The organism is Candidatus Nitrosoglobus terrae, from assembly GCF_002356115.1.
In the GTDB taxonomy this organism is placed as follows: domain Bacteria; phylum Pseudomonadota; class Gammaproteobacteria; order Nitrosococcales; family Nitrosococcaceae; genus Nitrosoglobus; species Nitrosoglobus terrae.
On record NZ_AP014836.1, the window covers coordinates 853,982 to 869,162 of the forward strand.

13 protein-coding genes are annotated in these 15,181 nt (G+C 41.8%); 11 read left to right on the plus strand and 2 right to left on the minus strand.

The features are described 5' to 3' along the window. The first annotated feature begins 19 nt into the window (after positions 1 to 19). Genes TAO_RS04130 through TAO_RS04175 form a run of 10 tightly spaced genes read left to right on the plus strand, consistent with a single transcriptional unit; the run spans position 20 to position 10,903 of the window. Positions 20 to 838, plus strand: a complete 819-nt coding sequence (locus TAO_RS04130; RefSeq protein ID WP_096526750.1) for an ABC transporter permease — start codon at positions 20 to 22, stop codon at positions 836 to 838. Beyond that, positions 835 to 2,085 carry an ABC transporter ATP-binding protein gene (locus tag TAO_RS04135; RefSeq protein WP_096526751.1) on the plus strand — a complete coding sequence of 417 codons (1,251 nt, stop codon included), beginning with the start codon at positions 835 to 837 and terminating at the stop codon, positions 2,083 to 2,085. The genes TAO_RS04130 and TAO_RS04135 overlap by 4 nt, the downstream gene beginning before the upstream one ends. A 3-nt stretch (positions 2,086 to 2,088) precedes the next feature. Beyond that, positions 2,089 to 2,718 carry a hypothetical protein gene (locus tag TAO_RS04140; RefSeq protein ID WP_096526752.1) on the plus strand — a complete coding sequence of 210 codons (630 nt, stop codon included), beginning with the start codon at positions 2,089 to 2,091 and terminating at the stop codon, positions 2,716 to 2,718. Beyond that, positions 2,715 to 3,317 (plus strand): sulfotransferase family 2 domain-containing protein, encoded by a 603-nt coding sequence (locus TAO_RS04145; RefSeq protein ID WP_096526753.1) that lies wholly within the window; start codon positions 2,715 to 2,717, stop codon positions 3,315 to 3,317. The genes TAO_RS04140 and TAO_RS04145 overlap by 4 nt, the downstream gene beginning before the upstream one ends. Further along, on the plus strand, positions 3,314 to 4,024 hold the full coding sequence (locus TAO_RS04150) for a sulfotransferase family 2 domain-containing protein (protein ID WP_096526754.1): 711 nt from the start codon (positions 3,314 to 3,316) through the stop codon (positions 4,022 to 4,024). Before TAO_RS04145 ends, TAO_RS04150 begins: the two co-directional genes overlap by 4 nt. Continuing rightward, entirely contained in the window at positions 4,024 to 7,182 is a 3,159-nt protein-coding gene (locus TAO_RS04155) for a sulfotransferase (protein ID WP_096526755.1), read from the plus strand. Before TAO_RS04150 ends, TAO_RS04155 begins: the two co-directional genes overlap by 1 nt. Further along, complete coding sequence (locus tag TAO_RS04160) at positions 7,175 to 8,056, plus strand: glycosyltransferase family 2 protein (RefSeq protein ID WP_231910576.1); 882 nt, start codon at positions 7,175 to 7,177, stop codon at positions 8,054 to 8,056. Before TAO_RS04155 ends, TAO_RS04160 begins: the two co-directional genes overlap by 8 nt. Beyond that, positions 8,049 to 8,987, plus strand: a complete 939-nt coding sequence (locus TAO_RS04165) for a GDP-L-fucose synthase family protein (protein WP_096526756.1) — start codon at positions 8,049 to 8,051, stop codon at positions 8,985 to 8,987. Before TAO_RS04160 ends, TAO_RS04165 begins: the two co-directional genes overlap by 8 nt. A 2-nt stretch (positions 8,988 to 8,989) precedes the next feature. Continuing rightward, entirely contained in the window at positions 8,990 to 9,742 is a 753-nt protein-coding gene (locus TAO_RS04170) for a glycosyltransferase (RefSeq protein ID WP_096526757.1), read from the plus strand. 36 nt (positions 9,743 to 9,778) lie between these two features. Further along, positions 9,779 to 10,903 (plus strand): glycosyltransferase family 4 protein, encoded by a 1,125-nt coding sequence (locus TAO_RS04175; protein ID WP_096526758.1) that lies wholly within the window; start codon positions 9,779 to 9,781, stop codon positions 10,901 to 10,903. A gap of 24 nt (positions 10,904 to 10,927) precedes the next feature. On the opposite strand, the gene sfsA is transcribed toward TAO_RS04175, so the two are convergent. Both sfsA and TAO_RS04185 read right to left on the minus strand, forming a co-directional pair. Further along, complete coding sequence (sfsA, locus tag TAO_RS04180; protein ID WP_096526759.1) at positions 10,928 to 11,632, minus strand: DNA/RNA nuclease SfsA; 705 nt, start codon at positions 11,630 to 11,632, stop codon at positions 10,928 to 10,930. Positions 11,633 to 11,707: 75 nt separating this feature from the next. Continuing rightward, positions 11,708 to 12,247: a hypothetical protein gene (locus tag TAO_RS04185; protein WP_096526760.1), complete on the minus strand. Its 540-nt coding sequence runs from the start codon at positions 12,245 to 12,247 to the stop codon at positions 11,708 to 11,710. A gap of 80 nt (positions 12,248 to 12,327) precedes the next feature. Here TAO_RS04185 and ileS point away from each other — a divergent pair, with 80 nt between their 5' ends. Next, on the plus strand, positions 12,328 to 15,150 hold the full coding sequence (gene ileS / locus TAO_RS04190; RefSeq protein WP_096526761.1) for an isoleucine--tRNA ligase: 2,823 nt from the start codon (positions 12,328 to 12,330) through the stop codon (positions 15,148 to 15,150). Positions 15,151 to 15,181 lie beyond the last annotated feature (31 nt).

Below are 15,181 nucleotides of genomic sequence, written 5' to 3' on the forward strand. Positions count from 1 at the left end.
GCCATTTATTATTTAAATTATGCCTACATTTATTATTTCTCCTATGACAGCAGTTTGGCAATTGATCAAGAGTCGAGAGCTTATTATTCAGCTCATCTGGAGTGAAGTAGCCGGTCGTTATCGTGGATCTTTTGCTGGATTGATGTGGTCTTTCCTTAATCCGTTGTTTTCCCTAGCCATGTATACTTTTGTATTTGGTGTCGTGCTTAAAGCCCGTTGGGGATTATCAGCAGAAAGTATTTTTGATTTTTCTTTGGTGTTATTTGCCGGTTTAATTATTCATGGATTGTTATCTGAGTGCATTACGCGGGCTCCTCAGCTCATTATTGGTAATCCTAGCTATGTCAAGCAGGTTATTTTTCCCCTTGAAATACTCCCGATTGTGACACTGGGATCGAGCTTATTTCATACCACTATCGGTTTTTTATTACTGATTATGATCTGGGGTATTACTCATGGAGGTGTGGCATTGGAGGTTATTTTTGTCCCCTTATTGATATTACCATTAAGTCTGATTGCGGTCGGGTTAGGGTGGCTTATTGCAGCAACAACCGTATACTTTAGGGATTTGAGCCAGTTGGTAGCCTTTACCAGTAGTGGTTTGCTCTTTTTTTCACCTATTTTTTATCCGGCAAGCTCAGTGCCTGATCCCTTTCGGTATATTTTAAATGTTAATCCGCTTACTTATGTAATTGAGCAGGTACGAGCTACATTTGTCAGTGGAGAAATTCCAGAACTAAAGAGCTACCTAATCTATTTATTGATTTCTTTTTTCATAGCTTGGCTAGGTTATGTTTGGTTTCAGAAAACCCGAGCGGGCTTTGCTGATGTGATATGACCTTGCCTTTAATAGAGGCTGCATCAGAAGAAATTTTAATTGATGTGGCCAACGTCAGTAAGTGCTATCACTTATACCAGCGCCCTCAAGATCGCCTACTGCAATCTTTTCTTGGGCGAAAGAAAAAGTTACATCGTGAATTTTGGGCGCTATTACCTCTTTCCTTACAGGTTTACCGAGGTGAGTCAGTCGCTATTATTGGTCGTAATGGCGCTGGAAAAAGTACCTTATTACAGCTTATTGCGGGTACCTTAACGCCTACTGCTGGGGAAATTACAGTGCGAGGCAGGGTTGCTGCACTGCTTCAGTTAGGGAGTGGATTTAATCCTGAGTTTACTGGACGGGAAAATGTATTTCTAAATGGGGTTATTCTGGGGTTTAGCCGCGCTGAGATTGAGCGTCGCTTTGATGAGATTGCGGCCTTTGCTGAGATTGGTGATTTTATCGAGCAACCCGTCAAGACTTATTCTTCAGGAATGACCATGCGGCTTGCATTTGCTGTTTCCACTTGCCTTGAACCTGAAGTGCTGATTATTGATGAGGCTTTAGCGGTAGGTGATGCGGTATTTCAGTTTAAATGCCGAAATCGATTACAGGAATTAATCACTCAAGGGACAACGCTGTTATTTGTCTCCCATGATATGAGTGCAGTGAAATCATTTTGTAAGCGCGCTATTTATCTAGAAAATGGGCAAAAAAAAGCAGAAGGGGAATCAGAGCATGTGGCTGAGCTTTATTTTATGGATGTGCGATCTGAGCAGAATCGCAATACGCTAGAAAAAAATAAAAATTTTAATACTGCGGTTGAAAAAAAAAATGATGGAGGTTATGGCACCAGCGAAGGGGAAATTTTATCTGCTAGATTTTTAACAACCCAGCATCATTATGCCTTATTCAATTATGGCGATATCATTGAGCTAGAGATTATCTGTAAGTTTGCGCCTCATATAACACTTCCTTCCCTTTCCGCAGTGATTCAAGCCAGTAATTTGGTGGGCATTGGGGGGCAATGGTTTTCTATCTATCCGATATCTTCGGATAATAAAATTATCACGTTAAAAATTAAGTTTCCGGCAAAATTTAATGAAGGAAAATATTTCATTACACTGAGATTAGAAGATCGAGAAGATAAAAAACAGTTCTTTATTTTACATAAAATCCCAGGGGCATTAATGTTTGATGTGCTGCCCCAGCCAAATAGCTGTTTATTAGGATTTTATGATGTGGATCTTAGCTGTGAGCAGTAAATCATGGTTATCTCACACCAGCATAAGTTTATATTTATAAAAAATGGCAAAACAGCAGGAACCAGTATTGAGGTATTTTTATCCCAAATCTGTGCTGATACCGATATTGTGACTCCCATTTATCCGCCTATACCCTCCCATATTCCCCGTAACTATGAAGGCTTTTACAATCGTATGACCAGCGCGGAGATTCGTCATCAAATAGGGGAGAAAACTTGGCGGGATTATTTTAAGTTCTGCGTAGAGCGTAATCCTTGGGATAAGACATTGTCTTATTACCATATGGCTAACTTTAGGGCTGAAGGAAATCTTTCTTTAGATAAATTTTTATCTGGAGAGGAGTTCCCAGTGAATTTTTCTCGTTATACAGAGCCAGATGATAGCGCAAAAATTATTGTGGATCGGGTACTTTATTTTGAAAATCTTATAGGGGATTTAGGTGAGGTATTTCAGCAATTAGGGGTATTTTTTAAGGGCTCTCTTGGGGTTTATGCTAAATCAGAATATCGAACCGATAGGCGTCCTTATCAAGAAGTGTTAACACCGTCTCAAGCAGATAAAATCCGTGATGTTTTTGCAGTTGAGATTGGCTTGCATGGTTACCGTTTTTATGGGGCAAGACAGGTAGTGTGATTGGGATAAAACATCAATTTATCTTTGTCCATATCCCAAAAACAGCGGGGAATACGCTACAAAGTATTTTAAGTCCTTACTCCGAAGATAGTATCGTCGCTAGCTCTAACAAGGATGGTATTCATCGGTTTGGTTTATCAAGCGCGTATGGTACGACTAAGCATGCTACTTTATCTGAGTATTTTTCTGCTCTTGGCGCTCAACTATTTTGGTCGATGAAAAAATTTACCTGCATTCGTAATCCTTGGGAACGGGCTATTTCTTTTTATTTTTCTCCTCATCGAGGCCATCGTATTTGGGATCGAAATACCTTCGTTCAGGAGCTGGATAAAATACAATCTATGGTTTCTTTCTTACAATTATCTAATGAAGGCAACCCAGATAAGAATCTTAATTTTATTATTCGCTATGAACAGTTAAACCAAGATTTTTGTAGATTATGTAATGATCTTGGATTTGAAAAGAAAAATCTCCCTATCCTTAATAAAGGAAATCGACAACCTTATGTGAGCTATTATGATTCAGGACTTATACAAATGGTGGCTGACCGCTTTGCAGCGGATATTAAACTATTTGGCTATGAGTTTAGTTCACAATGAAAATTGTGATGCTGCATATCCCTAAAGCGGCAGGTACCTCATTAAAAAAAGCGCTAATAGATAAAGTAGGCGTTGATAATATTTATTTTGACTACCATCGACCTATGGCGAAAGGGGATTTGGTACGTAAGGTGGATTGCTTGGTATCGAGTATTATCTCTATGCCTAGATCAGAATCCCTCATATTTGGCCATTTTCTGGCGGGGAAATACGCTCAATTTAATGGAGTTTATTTTAGAAAACGGCAAAGAACTGCTTATATTACTTTCCTACGTCATCCGTTACAAAGAGCCTTATCTCATTTTTTTTTCTGGAAGAGAACCGCAGTGACGGGGCATCGTATTTGGGAGAAATTTCACCGTGACAACTGGAGTTTAGAGCGGTTTTTGCTCTCTAAAGAACATACTAACCTACAGGCTAAATTTCTTTGGCGTTTTCCATTAACTCAATTTGATTTTATCGGTTTAACAGAATATTTCGACGACAGTGTAAAAATGCTAGGTCATCTTTTCCCGGTACTAAAAGACTTATCTATTGAAACTGAGAACAGTAACCCTGAAAACACTGTTGGATTAAATTATACGATTGATTCGGATTTAGAATCTGAGTTCGTGCGCCGTAATCAATTGGATTATGTGTTATATCATCAGGCGATGGATATTTTCCTGACGAAAAAAATTCAGATTTTTGAAAATGGATTATTCTAATGGCTAATGATCCATCGGTCGTATTTTTACTAGGAGTGCCTCGCTCAGGGACGACTTTATTATCTTGCCTGCTTAATCAGCATCATAGACTGTACTGCCCACCTGAACCTTGGTTGTTATTGGGCTTAGATGCCCTTGGTCGAGTGCCCACTGAGCATATGGCCGATCCGCCGCTACTAGCCGCGGCCATTACAGAATTCTTAGAAAATAAGCGACTGCTCACCCTTAAACAGGCTGCTTTAGCTATCTATCAGCAGGCATTAAAAAAATCAGGAAAAACTATTTTTGTCGATAAAACCCCCCGCTACTATCAGGTGCTTAGCCTTATTCAGTCTTTTTTACCCGAAAATAAGGCCATTCTCCTAGTACGTAATCCGCTTGATGTGGCTGCTTCTTTTAAAACGGCTTGGTCAGTTAATCTTCCAGAAATTATTGCTAGCCGAGGCAATACGCCTTTTTTATTTGATTATGTTTTAGGCTTTAGATATTTATTAGCTTTTGCGGCGGATCATCAGGTAGTTAAGGTTCATTACGAAAATTTGGTCGCTAACCCAGCAATAGAAATGAACCGTATTTTTAATTATTTGACACTTTCACCTCTGATATTAGATAAACAGCTAGATATTCAAAAGTCGTATACCAAAAGTTCTTTTGGCGATAAGAAGATTATGGCCACTCCTTACGTACATACCAATGCAATTGATACTTATAAGAATGTTTTTAGCAGAAATGAAATTGCCATTCTTATTAATGCGTTAGGTAAGGAGGTGTTTTTTCGCTTAGGTTATGAGGATCAGTGTACTGAGATTTGTGAAAAATTAAACATTACGCCTTCAAATAAAGCTTCCTTGCAACTATTTAAAATAGCTGAGCGGTATGCTAAAAGGCGACGGCAACGCTGTGCAATGCCTAAATCTAAAGGCGTGCTAGAGCAAAAGATTAAATATTTAAAACAACATACTGAGTATCTAAAGCAGCAATTTGAATCTATTCAAATTCAAAATGAGGGTTTGAATAAAGAGAATATGGCACTTAGTGAGCAGTTACAGCAGCAGCTTGAAGCTACTCAAGCTCAAAACGATAGCTTGAGTAAGGAAAATATAGTGCTTAGTGAGCAATTGCAATCGGTTCAAAGAGAAAATGAAACCCTTCAGCAGCAGCTTTATTTACACCGAAATATGAGGCTTAAGGCGCGCCTACAGGAAAATTTGGAATATATTGACAAGCGTTTGCGGCACGTTATTCAAAAGGGACTGTGGCGTATCGCCCAAGGGCCACCTTTACCGCCCTTGCCGAAGATAACAATAGTGACTCCGGTACTTAACAGTGCTCAATTTATTGAGTCGACCCTAGGTTCGGTATTAACCCAACAGTATTCTGCCCTAGAATTTATTATTGTGGATGGAGGATCAACAGATGATACCCTCGCTATTATTGAGCGGCTGCAAAAAGAATCTACCTTTTCTCATAGAATCAATCAGGTAATCTCAGAGCCTGATCAAGGTATGTATGATGCGATTGCTAAAGGTTTTTCTCGGGCAACAGGGGAAATATTGGCTTACCTAAATGCAGATGATTTACTTGAAGGTGGGGCTTTAATGGCCGTAGGTAGCTATTTTGCTCGCCATCCGAAAGTATCCGTTATCTATCATGAAGATACGGTTTTAGTAAATGGTTGGAAATACCCTAATATTCGGCAGCCTAAACATATTGGCACTGGAGATTTGCTTAATAAACATATTTTGTTTCAAGATGGGGTTTTTTTTAGACGTAATGCCTATCAAGCGATTGGTGGCTTGCGTCGAGAACTGAAACTAGCGGGGGATTATGCCCTATGGCTGCGATTATCAGCACGGTTTAAGTTTACCCGTAGACTCCATCATGTCAGTTGTTTTCGTATTCGTTCAGGGCAGCTTAGCGAAAATACCCCAGGCTACTATCAGGAGGTTGATCAAGTTCGCAGTGATTTCCTTATGAAAGCTTCAGGATGGCAAAAATTATCTTGGCAGCTGTGGATAAAGTACCGCTTCTTAAGTCGGAAACTCGCTGTATTTTTTACCCAAGATCGATTATTTTTCCCTATTGATTTTGGCAATATGCCGCCACCGTCAGTAGTATGTACGGGCACGGAATACGGTCAAGCCGTGAGTCCTATCGATGACAAGCCAGCAGGGCGATTTTTATTTAGTACTCCAGATACTCGTTTTGGCGATCAGACCATTAATTATATTTATTTAGATACCCAGCATAAGATTGCGATTGCTTACCCGCCAGTTCCACGCTTTAAGTTAGATGAGTTATATCAGCAGTACTATTCAGCGCCCCCCTTAGTCGTTAAAAACCCGGAGGGCACTTCTCCCTATCGTTACTTTAATGGTAAACGGTGGTGGGAAAAAGCACTATTGCGATTACCAGTGGAAAAGCTCGCTCGTTTTTTACCCAATGGTTGGTTGAATAATACATTAACTGAACTGACGTTTATCCTCCAAGCGGCAAGCATAGATACTCATGCTGCACTGAAACTGCTTGATATCGGCTGTTTTGAAGGCCATTTATTGGATGAGATTGCTATCCAAAAACCTTGGCGAGCCTATGGATTGGAGCCGAATACTCAAGCAGTGGCCGTAGCCCAAGGAAAAGGCCATTGTGTTTGGCAAGGAGCTGCTGAAGATGCAGTAAAGATAGTGCCTCACGCTCTACAATTTAATGTGATTTTTATGGGGCAGAGCATTGAGCACGTGGACAATCCAGTACAAGTTTTACGTAAGCTTCGCTTATTGCTTGCCCCAGGTGGGGTGTTAGTTTTAAGTACACCTAACCTAGATTCTCGACAGATAGATTGGTTTGGTCCTACCTGGGCTCATTGGCATACGCCCTATCACCGCTATATTTTTTCTCGTAAAGGCTTATTTGCCCTCGCGAAGCAAGCAGGCTTACAGCTCCTCTACTTTAAAACATTTTCTCATTGCTACTGGACCGCCATGTCTATAGTGCAGAATGCACTTGGGCTAGGTGGTAGTGTTTCCCATGCGGTTAATTTTGATCCAATTGTATGTAAGCAGGCGCAAAGGATACATGTTTGGTGTCAGCTTTTCTGGAATCACTTTGATAAAGGCGATTATAGCTTTCTAGTGATGGGAGAAGGGACAGGTGAGTAATACTAAAAAGCTACCTACCATCAGTATGGTGACTCCCTCTTTTAATCAGGGTGATTTTGTAGAGTGGACAGTGCAATCGGTGCTGAGTCAACGCTATCCGAAATTAGAGTATATCTTTATGGATGGGGGGTCTACCGATCAAACATTAACGCGGATTGCGCCTTATCGTCATCAGTTCTCCCACTTTGTATCAGCGACGGATGAGGGGCAAAGTGCGGCTATTGCTGAAGGATTTAATTGCTCTACTGGTGAGATTATGGCTTATTTAAATAGTGATGATGTGCTCTTACCCGGGGCACTTAACTTTGTTGCCGATTATTTTCATCGCCATCCTGATGTGGACTGTATTTATAGCCACCGCTGTATCATCAATGAGATCAACCAGATAGTAGGGCATTGGATTTTACCTCAGCATAGTGATTTTTTAATGCGACCCTGGGATCTCATCCCTCAAGAGACTTGTTTTTGGCGGCGGCGATTATTTACCGAAGCAGGTAACCTAGATTCTAGTTATCATTTTGCTATGGATTATGATTTGTTTGTTCGCTATATGGATATTGGAAAATTTAAGCGGGTAAACCGATTTCTTGCTGCCTTTCGGGTTCATCAGCGGGCTAAAACTGCAACCCAGCTAGCTACTGTGGGGAAGCGGGAAATAGAACGGGTACGGCAAAATCATCATATTCAATTATTACCCTTGGTAGGTCAATTTTTTTCTCTGTGGGTACAATTGCGCTCCGCTTTTTTTATCCGTACCGGACAATCTTTGCCTGGCCTTCCTCCAGGATTAAGTTTTGATTTAAATACGCTTTGGGGAAATTTAGATCTACAAGAACGGTCTATGGGTAAAAAAAGCGTGGGCGACAATGGATAAAGCTAAAAAAATCTATGTAGCCGGGCATCAAGGAATGGTGGGATCTGCCATTGTTCGGAGCCTGCAAACAAAAGATTACCGCAAGATTATTACCCGTACTCGTCAAGAACTTAATTTATTGGATCAAAGCCAAGTATTTGCTTTTTTAAAGCAAGCGCAGCCCGATTATATATTTCTTGCAGCGGCTAAGGTAGGGGGCATTTATGCCAATAATACTTACCCAGCTGAGTTTATTTATGAGAATCTCATTATTCAGTCTAATTGTATTCATGGTGCCTATCTCGCTGGGGTGAAAGATTTATGCTTTTTAGGATCCAGTTGCATCTATCCTAGAGATTGTCCACAGCCCATTCGGGAGGATTATCTGTTAACCGGATCTTTAGAGGCGACAAATGCGCCTTACGCGATAGCTAAAATTGCCGGTATAAAAATGTGTCAGAGCTATAATCAACAATATGGAACCCGCTATGTTTCAGTGATGCCCACTAATTTATATGGCCCTAATGATAACTATGATCTTAATCATAGCCATGTACTGCCAGCCTTAATTCGTAAAACCCATGAAGCAAAGTTAAGGGGAGATAAAGAACTGGTGGTATGGGGGAGCGGTGTGCCCATGCGAGAATTTCTCCATGTAGATGATATGGCAGCGGCTTGCATTTTTCTGATGGAGCAAGGTATTTCTGAGGGTTTGTTTAATGTAGGCACTGGGGTTGATATTAGGATCAAGGAACTTGCCGCCATAATTATGGAAGTGATTGAGTTTCAAGGGACCATTGTTTTTGACTCAGCTAAGCCTGATGGGACTCCGCGTAAATTATTAGATATCAGTCGCATGCAATCACTGGGATGGCAGGCACGAGTTGATTTAAAAGTCGGTATAAGCAGCGTTTATCAAGATTTTTTACACCGTTATTATAATAATCGCTAGCAATGGCACCAAAGCCGTTAATTACCTTTGCGGTGCCTTCCTACAATCAAGGCTGCTATCTTGATCAAGCTTTAGCCTCTATTTTCAATCAGCAATTACCCGTTGAGGTATTTGTCATGGATGGGGGCTCCAATGATAACTCGCTTACGGTAATCAACAAATGGGCGCATCGGCTAGCGGGTTGGCGCAGCTATCCTGACCAAGGCCAAGCCGCTGCTATTAATGAAGGCATTGCCCAAGGAACAGCCCCTTTAGTAGGCTGGCTGAATAGTGATGATTGGTTACTGCCCCATGGCCTCACCTATTTATGGCAAACATTACAGCAATTTCCAAAAATCCCAGCAGTGTATGGCCGTTCATGGAATTATATTGAAAAGAGGCAAATTCTACGGGCTGCTTGGGTTGAGCCTTTTAATGAAAGCCGCCTAGCGCAACGCTGTATTATCTCTCAACCGGCAACCCTCATTCGTCGTTCAGCCTGGGAAGCCATCGGGGGGGTGAATAAAAATTTTCAGCTCGCCATGGATTATGATCTATGGTGGCGGTTATTTAAAAACTTTGGTCCACTACATTTTGCCAATAGCTTTATTGCGGTAAATCGAGATCATATAGCCACTAAAACTAGGAATCAGCGCCGTCTACACTATCGGGAAGCTATTGATATTGTCCGCCAGCATTATGGGCGTGTTCCTTTGAAATGGTGGTTTTTTCAGCCCTATGCCGTCTGGTTTAAAGCACTTCGTCAATATTTTTAATACGGATTTTCTCCAGAATATCAGCCTGATGCTCATATGCGGGTTTTGCATTTTTATAAAACCTATTTTCCAGAAACTATGGGAGGTGTTGAGCAGGTTATTTACCAGATTGCGCGAAGTGTTGCGGTTTATGGTATTGAAACTGAGATACTTACTTTAACTCAAGCCCCTGAAAAAGAGGGCACCTTAGTCTTTGAAAATCATCTCGTTCATCGAGTATCGCTTGATTTTCAAATAGCCTCAACAGGCTTTTCCAAATCAGCCTTACTACGGTTTATTGAATTAGCTAAGCAGGTGGATCTCATTCATTATCATTTTCCTTGGCCATTTATGGATGTGGTTCATTTTCTCTCACGGGTTAAGAAACCCACTGTGGTGACGTATCATTCGGATATTATTCGCCAGCAGTTTTTACTTAAATTTTATCGACCCCTAATGCACAGTTTTTTACGCCATGTAGATTGCATTGTGGCCACCTCTCCCAATTATTTTGCCACTAGCCAAATACTAAATTGCTATCGAAGTAAAACCCGAGTGATTCCTATTGGATTAGATAAAGCTTCTTATCCTGAAATAAACTCATCATTACTGCAGTATTGGCAGGGGCGAGTAGGCCGTGGCTTTTTCTTATTTGTGGGTATGATTCGCTATTATAAAGGTTTACATATCCTACTAGATGCTATTCAGGGTACCCGTTTTCCTGTAGTTATTTTAGGCTCTGGCCCGACAGAAAAAGAGTTAAAGAAACACGCTAATCGTTTAGGGCTAAATCATGTTTATTTTTTGGGGGCTTTAAGTAATGAGGATAAGGTCGCATTAATTAGCCTAAGCTTGGCTATGGTATTTCCTTCTCACCTTCGATCTGAGGCTTTTGGTATTTCTTTACTCGAAGGGGCTATGCTCGGTAAGCCTATGATATCCAGCGAGATTGGTACGGGTACTAGCTATATTAATATCCACGGAAAGACGGGATTAGTTGTGCCTCCGAGCAATCCGTTAGCCTTTAAAGAGGCGATGATTTTTCTTTGGAATCATCCCGAGATTGCTGTAACTATGGGGAGCAATGCGCAAGCTCGTTATCAGCGCCTGTTTACTTCAGAGCGGATGGCCATAGCGTATGCTCATCTTTACCAAGAATTGCTCGCAGGAAAATCGGGCTAATAACTTATAACTTAATATAGATCGTTATAAGTGCACCGGTAGAGGGTGCTGAAGGTGAATTCCGGTAACAGAAAGCTGGCAGCTGTAGGCTATAGCTTCAAGTCCTTGTGTTGTCGCTAATCGGAGTTTCTTGCCATAGATCGGATCAATGTCATCGGCTGGAGAAAAATACTCACAATCCTCTCGCTGTACCAGATAAAGCATCATAGCGCGGCAGTGATGGCTGCGTATTGTATTGACTAGATCATCAAGATGTTTTGCCCCACGAATAGTCACTGCATCAGGGAATAGAGCCGCTTTAGATTCTTTGAGCGTAACGCTTTTGATTTCTACATAGCAACGTTCCTGAGGGGGGTGATTTTCCAGCAGCAAATCGATGCGTGAGTTTTGACCATAGGGTACTTCCTGTCTTATTTTTTCATAGCCTAGGAGTTCAGTGATTTTTCCCTGAATAATAGATTCTTTGACTATTCCATTGGCTCGACCTGTATGGACACCTACTAAACTGGTGCCTATATCTACCAGTTCTAAAGTATAGGCCAGTTTACGCTGAGGATTGGCGGATCGGGAAACATAAACCTTAAGCCCCGATTCGACCAAACCTCGCATGGATCCAGTGTTGGGGCAATGGGCGGTAATGCGTTCACCTGTATCCAGATCAATGTCAGCTAAAAAACGCTGATAACGACGATATAATCTACCTGAGAGTAATTTTTGGTTAAAATTCATAGTATTATTTTTCTTACTAGGCATGGATTTGAGGTTTTTATTGAAGGGCAGAAAGGGAGATAACTATCACTAGATTTAATGATTAGATTGAGCAGATTTGATAAATTGATTTACAGCTGCAGTGGTATAGTCGTAAAGATAAAATATATCAGAGGCTCTGAGGAACCCAGATTGTCCTGCAGACCAAGTGGCTACCGAAGTTAATTTATCTTGAGAATTCGCGAGTTTTAATTTTTTTATCAATTTTACTGAGATGGCATAAGAGACCCCGATATAGGCAGAGGTAAGATTAAGATCTATTTGCAATATAGCCGCAGTAGGAGTGGATTGTGCCCTCTCAGGAGGGATGACTTTAAATCCAGCTTGATTTAATTGTTGCATCACCTCTAGGGTGAGTTTTGTGGTATCTAAGCTATAGCTTGTTGGATAACCTTGTTGAGTTTTATTGATGGTTACCCCTAGGGTATGAATCCCACGAGGGATTGCGGGTAAGCTAGAAATTTCAGTACCGATACATCCAACAAGTGAGCTTAAGATCAGAGATAAAAATAACCATAATAGGCATTTAGATCCTACAAAAAGGGATTTTCTCTTTGTATTAGGTGAAACAGACAAGATAAACTCTCATTTCATGGGTGATAATGGATAACACCAGTATAATCATCAAAGTGAGAATAACCAATTAGGGATTAACCGTGGCGAAATATAAAGAGACCTTGAATCTTCCTAAAACTGTCTTTCCTATGAAAGCCAACCTTTCCCAGCGTGAACCGGAGATTCTGAAGCGTTGGCAGGAAATGGATCTTTATGGAAAATTACGTGAGACAGCGTGTAATCGCCCTCGGTTTATCCTTCACGATGGTCCTCCCTATGCCAATGGCGCGATTCATATTGGTCATGCAGTCAATAAGATACTTAAAGATATGATTATTAAATCAAAATCTTTGAGTGGATTTGATACTCCTTATGTACCAGGCTGGGATTGCCATGGTTTGCCTATTGAGCTGAATGTGGAGAAAAAAATAGGAAAGCCGGGGATGAAAATTGATGCCGCAGGTTTTCGTCAAGCGTGCCGAGATTATGCTCAGAATCAGGTGAAGATTCAGCGCCAAGACTTTCAGCGGCTAGGAATTTTAGGGGATTGGAATCATCCTTATCTCACCATGGCTTACCCGTTTGAAGCCAACATTATCCGTGCTTTAGGTAAGATTATTGACAATGGCCACCTCTATAAGGGCGTAAAACCTATTCACTGGTGCATTGATTGCGGTTCTGCGCTGGCTGAGGCGGAAGTGGAGTATCAAGAGAAAACCTCACCGGCAATTGATGTTCGCTTTCGAGTGATAGATGAACAAGCACTGATTTCTCGTTGCCAAGTAGAAAATCCTATTAGAGGCGCTATCAGTGTTGTTATTTGGACTACGACCCCTTGGACTCTTCCTGCTAATCAGGCGGTGGCTTTGCATCCAAAGCTAAAGTATCTACTGGTGGAGTGCAGTTTAAGGCAAGATCTTGAATATTTGCTACTGGCAGAAGGGTTATATCAGGAAGCCTTGGCGCGCTATGGGGTAGATAATTTCAGAATTATTGCCACCTGTAGTGGTAAGGATCTAGAAGGGTTAAAATTGCATCATCCTTTCTATGAGCGGGTAGTGCCGATTATTCTTGGGGATCATGTGAATTTAGAAGCCGGTACCGGTGCGGTTCATATTGCCCCAGGTCATGGTCAGGATGATTATGTGGTGGGTAGTCGTTATCAACTACCTATCGATAATCCAGTAGGTAATGATGGTCGCTTTTTACCAGAGACAGCCTTGTTTGCCGGTGAGCCTGTATTTAAAGCAAACGATCATATTATTCAAGTGCTCGAAGAAAGAGGAGTGCTTCTCTGCCATCAACGTCTCCGGCATAGTTACCCCCACTGTTGGCGGCATAAGACTCCTATCATTTTTCGCGCAACCCCTCAGTGGTTTATCAGCATGGATCGGCAAGGGTTGCGTAGCGCTGCTATGACAGAGATTAAAAAAACTCATTGGCTTCCTAGCTGGGGTCAGCAGCGGATTGAAGGTATGGTGGAAAATCGGCCAGACTGGTGTATTTCTCGCCAGCGTTCTTGGGGAACCCCTATCCCTTTATTTATTCATCGCCAAAGTGGTGAACTACACCCAGATACTACGCGCTTGATTGAAGAGGTTGCCCAGCGGGTAGAGGAGAGTGGCGTGGACGCTTGGTTTAATCTAGAAACCCGTGATTTACTGGGCGATGACGCTCAGGAGTATGAGAAAGTAAGTGATACCTTAGATGTTTGGTTTGATTCTGGGGTTACTCATGCCTGTGTACTGGCCTCAAGGACAGATCTTAATTTACCTGCGGATATTTATTTGGAAGGCTCTGATCAGCATCGAGGCTGGTTTCAATCCTCGTTATTGACAGCAGTGGCGATGCGGGGTACTGCGCCTTACCGAGCCGTACTTACTCACGGATTTACCGTAGATGCTGAAGGTAAAAAGATGTCCAAATCTAAAGGCAATGTAGTCGCCCCACAGCAAGTTGTTGGCAGTTTAGGGGCGGATATACTTCGGCTATGGGTTGCGGCTACCGATTATCGGGCTGAGGTGAGTGTTTCTGATGAGATTTTGAGACGCATTGCGGATTCTTATCGGCGGATACGCAATACGGCCCGTTATCTCTTAGCAAACTTAGATGGTTTTAATCCGGCCACTGATAAAGTACCCGCTGAAAAGATGCTTACTTTAGATTGCTGGGTCATGGATCGGGCTTTCCTACTTCAGGAAGAGGTTCTTAAAGCCTATGAGGATTATAATTTCCATCTGATCTATCAGCGGATACATAATTTTTGTGCGGTAGATATGGGGGCGATTTATCTTGATATTATCAAAGATCGTCAATATACGGCTAAAACCGAAAGCCGTGCCCGACGATCAGCCCAAACAGCTATGTATCATATCGCTGAGGCACTGGTGCGCTGGCTTGCGCCAGTGTTAAGTTTTACCGCAGATGAGATTTGGCATTATCTTCCAGGAGATCGATGTGAATCGGTGTTTTTAACGACTTGGTATCAGGATCTCACCCCACTAGCCAATGAGGCTACTATGGGGCGAGTTTTTTGGAATACTGTTTTAGCAGCGCGAGAAGCTGTCATTAAGGAGCTGGAACAGATTCGAGTGGCCGGTAAAATTGGTTCCTCTCTGGATGCGGAAGTAGATCTTTATGCGGATGAGTCTTGGTATCACCCCTTAAAACAGCTGGATGATGAGCTTTGTTTTATTTTAATGACCTCTTATGCGCGGTTGTATCCAGCATCACAGCGACCGGAACAGGCCTTGGAAACTGATCTATCTGGCCTGTGGGTAGCGGTGACCCCATCGAGTTATTCTAAGTGCGTGCGTTGTTGGCATCATCGGCAGGAGGTAGGAGTTCACTTAGATCATCCTGAGTTGTGTAGCCGCTGTGTAGAAAATATTGATGGTTCAGGAGAGCAGCGAAATTTTGCTTAATGTTTTTACCGAAAAGCAAAAACGGTTCGGT

What these genes read in the sequence shown, in the direction of transcription:
- TAO_RS04130 (WP_096526750.1), top strand. Translation starts at nt 20, where the DNA reads ATGCCTACATTTATTATTTCTCCTATGACAGCAGTTTGGCAATTGATC.
- TAO_RS04135 (WP_096526751.1), top strand. Translation starts at nt 835, where the DNA reads ATGACCTTGCCTTTAATAGAGGCTGCATCAGAAGAAATTTTAATTGAT.
- TAO_RS04140 (WP_096526752.1), top strand. Translation starts at nt 2,089, where the DNA reads ATGGTTATCTCACACCAGCATAAGTTTATATTTATAAAAAATGGCAAA.
- TAO_RS04150 (WP_096526754.1), top strand. Translation starts at nt 3,314, where the DNA reads ATGAAAATTGTGATGCTGCATATCCCTAAAGCGGCAGGTACCTCATTA.
- TAO_RS04155 (WP_096526755.1), top strand. Translation starts at nt 4,024, where the DNA reads ATGGCTAATGATCCATCGGTCGTATTTTTACTAGGAGTGCCTCGCTCA.
- TAO_RS04165 (WP_096526756.1), top strand. Translation starts at nt 8,049, where the DNA reads ATGGATAAAGCTAAAAAAATCTATGTAGCCGGGCATCAAGGAATGGTG.
- TAO_RS04170 (WP_096526757.1), top strand. Translation starts at nt 8,990, where the DNA reads ATGGCACCAAAGCCGTTAATTACCTTTGCGGTGCCTTCCTACAATCAA.
- TAO_RS04175 (WP_096526758.1), top strand. Translation starts at nt 9,779, where the DNA reads ATGCGGGTTTTGCATTTTTATAAAACCTATTTTCCAGAAACTATGGGA.
- sfsA (WP_096526759.1), bottom strand. Translation starts at nt 11,632, where the DNA reads ATGAATTTTAACCAAAAATTACTCTCAGGTAGATTATATCGTCGTTAT.